Source organism: Mesorhizobium sp. BHscii (assembly GCF_053848065.1).
Genome location: NZ_JBSPKW010000002.1, coordinates 335578 through 347834, shown reverse-complemented (window position 1 = coordinate 347834; position 12257 = coordinate 335578). Strand labels below are relative to the sequence as shown.

Genomic DNA, 12257 nt, shown 5'->3' with positions numbered 1-12257 from the left:
GCGCCCTAACTCGCGCGACCTCTAGTGTTCGGTTCTTCGTGCGGATAGAGCTTGCCGAACAGGGGCAGGTACATCGCGCCTTTGCGCATCAGGAAGTCGTGGAACGTCGCCATGGCAGGCGAGATCGCGTGATCGCTGCGCATCACCGAAAACCATTGCCGGCGGATCGGCATGCCGACAACGTCGAGGATGACCAGCCGGCCGGCTTCGGTTTCGGCGGCGATGGTGTGGGCAGAGATGAAGGCAATGCCGAGCCCGGCCATCACCGCCTGCTTGATCGTCTCGTTCGAGTCCATCTCGACGCCGAGATCGTCGATGCGGCCGGGCACGTCGCTCAGGAATATCTCCAGCGAGATGCGCGTGCCGGAGCCGGGCTCGCGAATGAGGAAATGCTCCTCGGCGATCCGCTCCTTGGATATCTCGCGTACCGAGGCCAGCGGGTGGTCGGGCGGCGCGATGATGACCAGCGGGTGATCGCCGAAGACCGAGGCACGGACCGGGACTTCCTTCGCCGGGCGTCCCATCAGCGCGATGTCGATGTCGTGGTTCTTCAGACTGTCGATCGTTTCGGCGCGGTTGCCAATGGCAAGCCGCATGTCGATGTCGGGATGCTCCTTCATGAAGCCGGCCATGAGCCGCGGCGCGAAATATTTGGCGGTGGAAACGACGCCCAGCCTCAAGCTGCCGATGCGCACGCCCTTGATCGCATTCATCCTGTCTTCGAGCAGGCGAAGCCGCTCTTCGATCGCCTGCGCCGTCTCGACGAAGGCCAGACCTGCGGCAGTGGGACGCATGCCGTCCGACGTCCGGTCGAACAAGGCCAGTTGGAACTCCTCCTCGACTTGCCGCAATTGGATCGTCAGCGCTGGAGGAGACAGGCCTAACGCCTTGGCCGCGCTGACGATTTTTCCGTGGCTGATGATTGCCTGAACTGTCTTGAATTGCTTGAGCGTAAGGTTTCTCATGCGACACACTAAAATTTTTTTAGTGTGGAAGTAAAGTTATTGAATTTTACTTATCCGGTGGTGTTTGTTCTCATTCCCCTGTCCGGCCGACCCGAGGAGAGGCGGCTGGATCGGGAGGTTACGATGCCAGCGGCAACGCTCGATGCTTTTCTGAATTCCTATCTCGGCCCGCCGGACGAGCTGCGCTCCGCGGTGGTGGCGACTGTCCGCCAGCTGACGCAGGCCGCTACCAATATCCGCAACACCATCAATCAAGGGGTGCTCGGCACCGCCTTTGCCGGGACCCGCGGCGCCAATGCCGATGGCGACATCCAGAAGGATCTCGACATCTTCGCCGACGACATCTTCCTCGACGCCATGCGCCACGCTCCGGTCGCGCTCTACGCCTCCGAGGAACTGGAGCAGCCGGTCCTGCTCGACAGGCAAGCGCCTCTCGCCATCGCCATCGACCCGCTCGACGGCTCCTCCAACATCGACACCAACGTGTCGATCGGAACGATCTTCTCGCTCCTCCCTGCAACTGGCGCGCCGGACGAAAATCCGGCCGCCTCTTTTTTGCAGGCAGGCGTGAACCAGCTGGGTGCCGGTTTCTTCATCTACGGGCCGCAGCTGGCGCTGGTTCTGTCGCTCGGCAGCGGTACGCATGTCTTCGTCCTCTCGACCAGGCTCGGCACCTTCGTCCAGGCCTACGAGAGCCGGATCATCCCGCAGCGCACCCAGGAGTTCGCCATCAACGCCGCCAACTACCGGCATTGGGACGAGGCAGTGCGGCTCTACATCGACGACTGCCTCGAAGGCACCGAAGGCCCACGAGAGAAGGAGTTCAACATGCGCTGGATCGCCTCCCTGGTCGCCGACTGCTATCGCATATTGATGCGCGGCGGCGTATTCCTGTATCCAGGCGACAAGCGCAAGGGTTATCGCCAGGGAAGGCTGCGCCTCGTCTACGAGGCCAACCCGATCGCCTATCTCATCGAACAGGCGGCCGGTGCCGCTACCGATACGATCACCCGCATCCTCGAAATCGAACCCGAAAGCCTGCACCAGCGCGTCCCCGTGGTGTTCGGATCGGCGCGGGAAGTCGCGCGCATCACCCGCTATCACACCGAGCCCAGCGCCATCGGCGAGCGTGCGCCGCTGTTCAGCCGCCGCGGCCTGTTCAGGGCTTGAGCATCATGTCGGCAAAGCACCCCATCATCACCATCACCGGGTCGTCGGGCGCAGGCACCACCTCGGTCAAGCGCATCTTCGATCTGATCTTCCGGCGCGAGAATATCGAGGCCGCCTTCATCGAGGGCGACGCTTTCCACCGCTACGACCGTGCCACGATGAAGGTGAAGGTGGCCGAGGAGGAGAAGGCGGGCAATCCGAACTTCACCCACTTCAATGCCGCGGCCAACGAACTCGGAATCCTCGAAGAGGTGTTTGAGGAATATGGCCGCCGGGGAACCGGAAAGACCCGCACCTACATCCATGACGAAGACGAGGAGAAGCAGTACGGCACGCCGCCGGGACAATTTACCGAATGGCGCGAATTCCCGCCGAGCGATCTGCTCTTCTACGAGGGCCTGCATGGCTGCGTCGTCACCGACAAGATCAATCTGGCCAGGCACGCTGACCTCAAGATCGGCGTGGTGCCGGTCATAAATCTCGAATGGATCCAGAAGATCCATCGCGATCGGGCAACGCGCGGCTATTCCACCGAGGCGGTGATGGACGTGATCCTGCGCCGCATGCCGGACTATGTCCGCTACATCGTCCCGCAGTTCTCGCAGACCGCCATCAACTTCCAGCGCGTGCCGATCGTCGACACGTCCAACCCATTCATCGCGCGCTGGATTCCGACGCCCGACGAATCGATGCTGGTGATCCGCTTCGCCAACCCCCGCGGCATCGATTTCCCCTACCTGCTTTCGATGATCCACGACTCGTTCATGTCGCGGCCGAACTCCATAGTGGTACCAGGCAACAAGCTCGACCTTGCCATGCAGCTGATCCTGACGCCGCTCATCCTGCAATTGATCGAACGCAAGAACCGTGTGTCGTGAGGAGGACGCCATGAACAGCCAAGCAGCAGCATTGAAGCCCGTCGCAGCCGTCTCGGAGCGCGACATGGCGAATGCCATTCGGGCACTGGCGATGGACAGCGTCCAAAAGGCCAATTCCGGTCATCCTGGCATGCCGATGGGCATGGCCGATGTCGCGACGGTACTGTTCAGCCGCTTCATCAATATCGATCCGTCGGCGCCCAACTGGCCCGATCGCGACCGCTTCGTGCTTTCGGCCGGGCACGGCTCGATGCTGCAATATGCGCTGCATTTCCTGCTCGGCTACGACGACATGCCGATCGAGGAATTGCAGCGGTTTCGTCAGCTGGGCAGCCGTACCGCCGGACATCCGGAATATGGCCATGCGCTTGGCATCGAGACGACGACCGGTCCGCTTGGACAAGGCATCTCGACCGCCGTGGGCATGGCGCTGGCCGAACGCATGCTTGCCGCCCGCCACGGCGCCGATCTCGTCGACCATTTCACCTATGTGATCGCCGGCGACGGCTGCCTGCAGGAAGGCATCAGCCATGAGGCGATCGACCTTGCCGGTCACCTGAAGCTCTCCCGGCTGATCGTCTTCTGGGACGACAATGCGATCTCGATCGACGGACCGACTTCGCTGTCGACATCGATGGACCAGCCGGCACGGTTCAAAGCCGCGGGATGGCATGTCCAATCGGTGGACGGCCACGATATGGGGGCCGTCGCTGCGGCAATCGAAGCAGCGCAGCAGTCGGACCGGCCATCGCTGATCGCCTGCCGCACGGTGATCGGCAAGGGCGCACCCAATCTGGGTGGTTCGGAAAAGACGCATGGCGCGCCGCTGGGCGATGCCGAGATTGCCGCGACGCGCGAAAATATCGGCTGGGCCTACGCGCCATTCGAGGTACCGGACGACATCCTGTTCGCCTGGCGCGAGATTGCCGAGCGCGGGCAAGCGGCGCGGCGTGACTGGGAGCAGCGGCTTGCCGCCTCGTCACGGCGCGCAGCCTTCGAAAGCGCGGTCGCCGGCAACCTGCCCGACGCGGTCTTCGAAGTGCTCGGCGCCTTCCGCAAGGAGCATGTCGAGAAGGCGACCAAGGTTGCAACGCGAAAAGCCTCCGAAATGGCGCTCGGCGCGATCAACGCCACAACCAACCTGACCGTCGGCGGCTCCGCCGATCTGACGCATTCGAACCTGACGATCACCAAAGGCATGGATCGCATAGCGCCTGATGATTATGCCGGCCGCTATATCCACTACGGCATCCGCGAGCATGGCATGGCCGCGGCCATGAACGGCATCGCGCTGCATGGCGGCTTCGTGCCTTATGGCGGCACCTTCCTGTGCTTCGCCGACTATGCCCGCGGCGCGATGCGGCTCTCGGCGCTCATGGGCCAGCGCGTAATCTATGTGATGACCCATGATTCCATCGGCCTCGGCGAGGACGGCCCAACCCACCAGCCGATCGAGCACCTGGCGATGCTGCGGGCGACGCCGAACCTCAACGTCTTCCGGCCGGCCGACATCATCGAAACGGCGGAGTGCTGGGAACTGGCGCTGAAGAGCAGGAACCGGCCGAGCGTGCTGGTGCTCTCGCGGCAGAACCTGCCGATGCTGCGCCAAGCATATAGCGACGAGAACCGGTCGAGCCGGGGCGCTTACATCCTGCGCGAGCCAGCCGGGCACCGCGGCGTGACGCTGATCGCCACCGGCTCCGAGGTCGAGATCGCCGTTGCCGCCGCCGAACGGCTGGAGACCGAGCACGGCATCGCCGCCGCGGTCGTCTCGATGCCGTGCTGGGAGCTGTTCGAGGAACAGGATGCCGACACCCGCAAGGCCGTCCTCGGCTCGGCGCCGCGCATCGCCGTCGAAGCCGCAGCACGGCTTGGCTGGGACCGCTGGATCGGCGACACCGGCGCTTTCGTCGGCATGGCCGGTTTCGGCGCCAGCGCCCCTGCCCCGGATCTCTACCGGCATTTCGACATCACGCCCGAAGTCGTCGCCGCAACGGCGCTGAAGCTCATCATCTAGGAAGGACCCTAAAATGGCCCGCATCACCCTTCGCCAGCTTCTCGACCATGCCGCCGAGCACGGCTACGGCGTTCCGGCATTCAACATCAACAACATGGAACAGGGCCTTGCCATCATGGAGGCGGCCAGGGCCTGCGACGCGCCAGTCATCATCCAGGCCTCGCGCGGCGCCCGCTCCTATGCCAACGACATCATGCTGGCCAAGATGATGGAGGCGTTGACCGAAATGCATCCAGCCATTCCGCTCTGCATCCATCAGGACCACGGCAACAACGAAGCCACCTGCCTTTCGGCGATCCGCCACGGCTTCACCTCGGTGATGATGGACGGGTCGTTGATGGCGGACGCCAAGACGCCGGCGAGCTACGACTACAACGTCGCCATCACCGAACGAGTCGCACGCATGGCGCATTGGGTCGGCGCTTCCGTCGAAGGCGAGCTCGGCGTGCTCGGCTCGCTGGAAACCGGCCAGGGCGAGGCCGAGGACGGGCATGGCGCCGAAGGTGCGCTTTCGCACGACCAGCTTTTGACCGATCCCGATCAGGCGGTCGACTTCGTCACCGCCACCCAGGTCGACGCGCTTGCGATCGCCTGCGGCACTTCGCACGGCGCCTACAAATTCAGCCGCAAGCCCGACGGCGGCATCCTCGCCATGCAGGTGATCGAAGCGATCCACGAAAAGCTGCCCAACACGCATCTGGTCATGCATGGCTCTTCCTCGGTGCCGCAGGAACTGCAGGACGTGATCAACAGATATGGCGGCGAGATGCCCCAGACCTTTGGCGTTCCGGTCGAGGAGATCGAGCGCGGCATCCGTTACGGCGTGCGCAAGGTCAACATCGACACCGACTGCCGCATGGCCATGGCCGGGCAGTTCCGCCGCGTCGCGACGGAGGACCCGCGCGAATTCGATCCGCGCAAATTCCTGAAACCGGCGATGGACGCCCTGCGCGACCTGTGCCGCGACCGCTTCGAACGCTTCGGCACCGCCGGCAACGCCTCGAAGATCAAGGTTATCGCCATGGACGAGATGGCCAAACGTTACGCCGCGGGAAAACTCGACCCGCAAATCGCAACCGCGAAAGCCGCCTGAGCGGCGAACAGGAGACCTGTCATGAACAAGATCGACATGCAGTCAGCAGGCACGCTCAAGGAGGGCAGCGAACGCTACAAGTCTGGCGTCATCCCCTACAAGAAAATGGGCTACTGGGAGCCGGACTACCGGCCCAAGGAGACCGACCTGATCGCCATGTTCCGGATCACGCCACAGCCCGGCGTCGACCACGAGGAAGCGGCCGCCGCGGTTGCCGGTGAATCCTCCACCGCGACATGGACGGTGGTGTGGACCGACAGGCTGACCGCCTGCGAACTCTATCGCGCCAAGGCGTTCAGATCCGAGCCGGTGCCGAACACCGGTCCCGGCACCAAGGTCGAGCAGCAGTACTTCGCCTACATCGCCTACGACCTCGACCTGTTCGAGCCGGGCTCGATCGCCAACCTGACGGCATCGATCATCGGCAACGTCTTCGGCTTCAAGGCAGTCAAGGCCTTGCGGCTCGAGGACATGCGTATTCCGGTGGCTTACCTCAAAACCTTCCAGGGCCCGGCGACCGGCATCGTGGTGGAACGCGAGCGGCTCGACAAGTTCGGCCGGCCGCTGCTCGGCGCGACGACCAAGCCGAAGCTTGGCCTGTCAGGCCGCAACTATGGCCGCGTCGTCTACGAGGCGCTGAAGGGTGGCCTCGACTTCGTCAAGGACGACGAGAACATCAACTCGCAGCCCTTCATGCACTGGCGCGACCGCTTCCTCTACTGCATGGAGGCGGTGAACAAGGCGTCGGCCGCCACCGGCGAAGTCAAGGGCCATTATCTCAACGTCACCGCCGGCACGATGGAGGAGATGTACGAGCGCGCCGAATTCGCCAAACAGCTTGGCTCCTGCATCATCATGATCGACCTGGTCATTGGCTACACGGCGATCCAGTCGATGGCCAAGTGGGCACGCCGCAACGACATGATCCTGCACCTGCACCGCGCCGGCAACTCGACCTATTCGCGCCAGAAGAACCACGGCATGAATTTTCGCGTCATCTGCAAATGGATGCGGATGGCCGGCGTCGATCACATCCATGCCGGCACCGTGGTCGGCAAGCTGGAAGGCGACCCGCTGATGATCAAGGGTTTTTATGACACGCTGCGCGAGGAGCGCACGCCGCAGAACCTCGAAACCGGGCTGTTCTTCGATCAGGAGTGGGCCTCGCTCAACAAGGTGATGCCCGTCGCCTCGGGTGGCATCCATGCCGGCCAGATGCACCAGCTGATCCATTATCTTGGCGAGGACGTCATCCTGCAGTTCGGCGGCGGCACGATCGGCCACCCGGACGGCATCCAGGCCGGCGCGACGGCCAATCGCGTCGCCCTGGAGGCGATGATCCTCGCCCGCAACGAGGGCCGCGACTATCTGCGCGAAGGCACCCAAATCCTTGAGCAGGCGGCCAGATGGTGCACGCCGCTGAAGGCGGCCCTGGAGACCTGGAAGGACGTCACCTTCAACTACGAATCGACCGACACGGCCGACTTCGTGCCAACCGCAACGCCCAGCTTCTAGACGAAAGGAACCGTCGCCATGATGACCAATCCGGGAAACAAGGTCACGCAGGGACAGTTTTCGTTCCTGCCCGACCTGACCGATGAGCAGATTTCGGCGCAGATCAAATACGCGCTGAAAAACCACTGGGCAGTCAGCGTCGAGTACACCGACGATCCGCATCCGAGAAACACCTATTGGGAAATGTACGGCAACCCGATGTTCGACCTGAAGGACCCGGCGGGCATCCTGCTTGAAGTCAACAATTGCCGCAAAGCCATGCCCAACATGTATGTCCGGGTCACCGCCTTCGATTCGAGCAAGGGCTGGGAAGCGCCGCGCATGTCGTTCATGGTCAACCGGCCGCCCAACGAACCCGGGTTCCGGCTGCTGCGCCAGGAGCGCGACGGCCGCAGCCAGGGCTATTCGATCGTGCCTTATGCGACCGACAAGCCCGAAGGCGAGCGGAGCTAGCCGAAACCATGCTGGACGCGATAGCAAAGGGCGCTGCCGCGCAGGACGCGCCGGTCGATCTGCAGGCCGAGTTCGAGGCGTCCAACATCGATGAGGTGCTGGGCAAGCTCGACCGCGAACTCGTTGGCCTGAAGCCGATCAAGACCCGCATTCGCGAGATCGCGGCGCTGCTCCTGGTCGACCGGCTTCGCCGCAAGTTTGGCCTGACCTCGGGCGCGCCGACGCTGCACATGAACTTCACCGGAAATCCCGGTACCGGAAAAACCACCGTGGCGCTGAGGATGGCCGAAATCCTGCATCGTCTCGGCTATGTCCGCGAAGGCCACATGGTCGCGGTAACGCGAGACGATCTCGTCGGCCAGTATGTCGGCCACACCGCGCCCAAAACCCGCGAAGTGATCAAGCGCGCCATGGGCGGGGTGCTTTTCATCGACGAGGCGTACTATCTCTACAAGCCCGAGAACGAACGCGACTACGGCCAGGAATCGATCGAGATCCTGCTGCAATGCATGGAAAACAACCGTGACGATCTGGTTGTGATTCTTGCCGGCTACAAGGACAAGATGGACCGCTTCTTCAACAGCAATCCCGGCATGCGCTCGCGCATCGCCCATCACCTCGATTTTCCCGACTACGGCGTCGGCGAACTCAAATCGATCGCCGAGATCATGCTGGCGGAACAGAATTACCGTCTCAGCGAGGCGGCGGCCAAGGCGCTCGAAGAGTATCTGCCGATCCGCATGCGGCTGCCGCATTTCTCCAATGCTCGCTCGGTCCGCAATGGGCTCGACCGGGCGCGGCTTCGCCAGGCCAACCGGCTTTTCACGTCGCGCGACCGGGCATTGACGAAGACCGACCTTATCACCATTGAGGAATCCGATATTCGCGGCAGCCGCGTGTTCGCGGAAGGCAAGCTCGAAGGCGAGCCGGAGACGAAGGCGCGCTGACAAGCCGGTTGGGTGCAGCGACCGGAAACGGAAGACAGAACGGGAGCCGACGACCATGGGTACCAAGACAATCATCGCGCCCTCGGTGCTTTCTGCGGACTTCTCGCGGCTCGGCGACGAGGTCGAAGCGGTCGTCCGGGCGGGCGCCGACTGGATCCATCTCGACGTGATGGACGGCCATTTCGTGCCCAACATCACCTTCGGTCCGCCGGTGATCAAGTCGATCCGCGATCGAACCGACAAGGTCTTCGACTGTCACCTGATGATAGCGCCGGCCGACGCCTTTCTCGCCGCCTTCGCCGATGCCGGCTGCGACATCATCACCGTGCATGCCGAGGCCGGGCCGCATCTCGACCGTTCGCTGCAGGCGATCAGGAATCTCGGCAAGAAGGCCGGGGTGTCGCTGAACCCGTCGACGCCGGAAAGCGTCATCGAATATGTGCTCGACCGGCTCGATCTGGTCCTTCTGATGACGGTCAATCCGGGTTTCGGCGGCCAGGCTTTCATTCCGGCGGTCGTCGACAAGGTCAAGCGGGTCAAGGCGCTGATCGGCAATCGCCCGATCGACATCGAGATCGACGGCGGCGTCACCCCCGAGACCGCCCCGCTGGTCACCGCGGCCGGCGCCAATGTGCTGGTCGCCGGCTCGGCCATTTTCAAGGGCGGCAGCGAGGCGGCCTATCGCGCCAATATCGGCGCCATCAGGCAGGCGGCCGACGGCGCGAGCCGGAAAGCCGCGTAAACCATTTCATCGGAGGGCAACATGGGGGCGATCCCACCTGTCTGCGATTTCGGCTGGCAAGCCATCGATGCCGTTTTGCCCGGCGTCGACGGCAAATCGCATTTGATCTTCAGCCACGCCGGCCCGAACGGGCTGGTCGTGGCCTTCATCTGCAACCATTGCCCTTATGTGAAGGCGGCGATTTCCCGCATCGTCCGCGATGCCAACGACCTCAAGCCCGAAGGCATCGGCTTTGTTGCGATCAACTCCAACGATGCCGACGCCTATCCGGATGATTCCTTCGACAACATGAAGCTTTTCGCCAGGACGAACGGCTTCACTTTCCCCTACCTCCACGACGAGCGCCAGACGGTGGCGCGTGCCTATGGAGCCGTTTGCACGCCGGATTTCTTTGGGCTCAACAGCGAATTGACGCTGCAATATCGCGGCCGGCTGGACGCGGCGCGGCGCGACGCTGGACCGCCCGGACTAAGACGCGACCTGTTCGAGGCGATGAGGCAGATCGCCCGAACCGGCGACGGACCGCTGGACCAGATCGCTACGATCGGCTGCTCGATCAAGTGGAAGGATGCTGCATGAACGTCGGCGCAGGCAGGCGGTTTCGATCGCCGAAAGCGATCCTGTTCGACCTCGACGGCACGCTGGTCGATTCGGCGCCTGACATAACGGCCGCCGTCAACGAGTTGCTGGCCGGCCGTGATCTGCCGCCGCTGCGCCTGGAGCAAGTCAGGGCGATGATCGGCGGCGGCGTCAGAAAACTGGTCGAGCGCGCCTTCGCCGCTTCCGGCGCGCCGCTGCTCGGCAGCGCGCTCGACGAAGCCAACCGCGTCATGGCGCCGATCTACCGCAGACATCTGACCGGCCTGACAAGGCTGATGCCCGGCGTCAAAGAGGTTCTCACCCACTTCCATTTGAGCGGAATAGCCATGGGCGTGGTGACCAACAAGCCGCAGCTGGCGGCTCGCGAAATCCTGCTGCATTTCGGGCTGACGGAGCATCTCGGCGCGATCGTCGGCGGAGACGCGGTGACATCCTTGAAACCGGCGCCCGATGCTCTGCTGCTGGCGCTCGACCAGCTTCAGGTCGAGCCTCGTGACGCGCTGATGGTCGGAGACAGCGGCGCCGACGTGGCCGCCGCCCGCGCCGCCGCCATGCCGGCTATTCTGCTGCGTGGCGGCTACACCCAAATTCCGGTTGAAGAGCTTGGCGCCGACCTGGTTTGCGACGGCTTGCTCGACCTGCCTTCCGCCATGCGCAGGCTGCAAGACGCCGCGTGACCGGTGCCAACCGGTGCGAGCGCCGGCCGAACGCAGTTACGAACGGCCGGCGAAGTTACTTCCTGCGGAAGAACCGGGTTACTTCCTGCGGAAGAACCGGGTTACTTCCTGCGGAAGAACCGGGTTATTTGGAGTATTGCTTCAGATAGGCGATGACGTTGGCGAGATCCTCGTCCTTCTTGAGACCGGGAAACGCCATCTTCGTACCCTTGATCATGGCCTTCGGGTCGCGAAGATAGGCTGTCAGCGTGGCTTCGTCCCATTTGACGCCGGATGCGCCCGCCTCGGTCATGGGTTTAGAGAATTTGAACCCCGGATGCGTGCCGGCCGTCCGGCCGATAACGCCGCTCAATGACGGACCGATCTTGTTCTTGTCCGAATCGACGACGTGGCAGGCCTTGCATTTGGCGAAGACCTTCTCACCCGCCGCGGCATCCTGTGCCTGAGATTGGTTTGTGATAGCAGTCGCAATGGACACGACGGCGAAAAATGCGATTGCACGCATGGCGTTTCCTCATTGATCGTCAAGGTGCCCTGGACGATTTGCGCATGCCTTTGTCGGATCATCGGCATGCGTCGTTTTATGCAGAGCGAAAACGTCTCATTGTGGGAGTTGCCGCGCCTGCATCCTGGAAGCTACCCGGCAGATGGGGGAAGTCAACCGCTACCCGAGTACAAGGCAGTCGCTTCAGACCAATTGCTGTGGCGCAGTCGGCAAAGCTGGCCGCTTCGGCTTTCGCCAACCACCAACGCTGGAAGACTGGGCAAGCAACCGGCGGAGTTCGGCATCGGCGCCCCAATCCATTCGCCGTTGTTGACGGCCATCGGGCGAACGCGTAGCCTCAAACCATTCCGGTTTTCCATGGGCACCTCGGGACTCCGGCAGTTGGCGATTTTGTCCAGGCTCGCAGACCGGGCGGGATCTCGCCGAAGCGGGCGTCTTCAAGCGCGCAAGAGGTGCTGAATGGATATGGTCGACCTCATCTTGACGGTTTGCCTGATTGCCGATCCGAGCAATTGCCGAGACGAACATCTCTATTTCGAGAGCCGTGGCTCTCTCGTCCAATGCATGGTCTTGGCGCCCAGCGAAATCGCGAAATGGTCGCAGGAACACCCGAAGCTAAGGGTCAAGCGTTGGAAATGCGCTTTCCCGAACAAAGAACGCGCGATCTGATTGGCGCCCCGGCCTGTTATTGGCCC

Annotated in this window: 13 protein-coding genes; 11 read left to right on the top strand and 2 right to left on the bottom strand. The window is 62.9% G+C overall.

The genetic code is table 11. From position 1 onward, the window contains the following. Positions 1-5: 5 nt before the first annotated feature. Positions 6-965 carry a LysR family transcriptional regulator gene (locus tag ACWTU7_RS04480; RefSeq protein ID WP_455837751.1) on the bottom strand — a complete coding sequence of 320 codons (960 nt, stop codon included), beginning with the start codon at positions 963-965 and terminating at the stop codon, positions 6-8. A gap of 123 nt (positions 966-1088) precedes the next feature. Here ACWTU7_RS04480 and ACWTU7_RS04475 point away from each other — a divergent pair, with 123 nt between their 5' ends. Genes ACWTU7_RS04475 through gph form a run of 10 tightly spaced genes read left to right on the top strand, consistent with a single transcriptional unit; the run spans position 1089 to position 11057 of the window. Further along, on the top strand, positions 1089-2135 hold the full coding sequence (locus ACWTU7_RS04475) for a class 1 fructose-bisphosphatase (protein ID WP_029350350.1): 1047 nt from the start codon (positions 1089-1091) through the stop codon (positions 2133-2135). Positions 2136-2140: 5 nt separating this feature from the next. Next, a complete protein-coding gene (locus tag ACWTU7_RS04470) occupies positions 2141-3013 on the top strand; it encodes a phosphoribulokinase (protein ID WP_065010922.1) in 873 nt (290 codons plus the stop codon). Positions 3014-3023: 10 nt separating this feature from the next. Continuing rightward, positions 3024-5030, top strand: a complete 2007-nt coding sequence (tkt, locus tag ACWTU7_RS04465; RefSeq protein ID WP_455837752.1) for a transketolase — start codon at positions 3024-3026, stop codon at positions 5028-5030. 13 nt (positions 5031-5043) lie between these two features. After that, positions 5044-6123 carry a class II fructose-bisphosphate aldolase gene (gene fba, locus ACWTU7_RS04460; protein ID WP_287052991.1) on the top strand — a complete coding sequence of 360 codons (1080 nt, stop codon included), beginning with the start codon at positions 5044-5046 and terminating at the stop codon, positions 6121-6123. A 21-nt stretch (positions 6124-6144) separates the two neighbouring features. Next, positions 6145-7638, top strand: coding sequence for a ribulose-bisphosphate carboxylase large subunit (locus ACWTU7_RS04455; protein ID WP_370463524.1), 1494 nt, complete (start codon positions 6145-6147; stop codon positions 7636-7638). Between the two features lie 18 nt (positions 7639-7656). Next, positions 7657-8091, top strand: coding sequence for a ribulose bisphosphate carboxylase small subunit (locus ACWTU7_RS04450; RefSeq protein WP_455837753.1), 435 nt, complete (start codon positions 7657-7659; stop codon positions 8089-8091). An 8-nt stretch (positions 8092-8099) separates the two neighbouring features. After that, positions 8100-9038 carry a CbbX protein gene (cbbX, locus tag ACWTU7_RS04445; protein WP_455837754.1) on the top strand — a complete coding sequence of 313 codons (939 nt, stop codon included), beginning with the start codon at positions 8100-8102 and terminating at the stop codon, positions 9036-9038. A 55-nt stretch (positions 9039-9093) separates the two neighbouring features. Continuing rightward, positions 9094-9780 (top strand): ribulose-phosphate 3-epimerase, encoded by a 687-nt coding sequence (gene rpe / locus ACWTU7_RS04440; RefSeq protein WP_455837755.1) that lies wholly within the window; start codon positions 9094-9096, stop codon positions 9778-9780. A 21-nt stretch (positions 9781-9801) separates the two neighbouring features. After that, positions 9802-10359, top strand: coding sequence for a thioredoxin family protein (locus ACWTU7_RS04435; protein ID WP_455837756.1), 558 nt, complete (start codon positions 9802-9804; stop codon positions 10357-10359). Further along, entirely contained in the window at positions 10356-11057 is a 702-nt protein-coding gene (gene gph, locus ACWTU7_RS04430) for a phosphoglycolate phosphatase (protein WP_455837757.1), read from the top strand. The genes ACWTU7_RS04435 and gph overlap by 4 nt, the downstream gene beginning before the upstream one ends. A 124-nt stretch (positions 11058-11181) precedes the next feature. On the opposite strand, the gene ACWTU7_RS04425 is transcribed toward gph, so the two are convergent. Continuing rightward, positions 11182-11562 (bottom strand): c-type cytochrome, encoded by a 381-nt coding sequence (locus ACWTU7_RS04425; protein ID WP_029350330.1) that lies wholly within the window; start codon positions 11560-11562, stop codon positions 11182-11184. Positions 11563-12021: 459 nt separating this feature from the next. On the opposite strand from ACWTU7_RS04425, the gene ACWTU7_RS04420 reads away from it, so the two are divergent. Further along, positions 12022-12231 (top strand): hypothetical protein, encoded by a 210-nt coding sequence (locus ACWTU7_RS04420; protein WP_455837758.1) that lies wholly within the window; start codon positions 12022-12024, stop codon positions 12229-12231. Positions 12232-12257 lie beyond the last annotated feature (26 nt).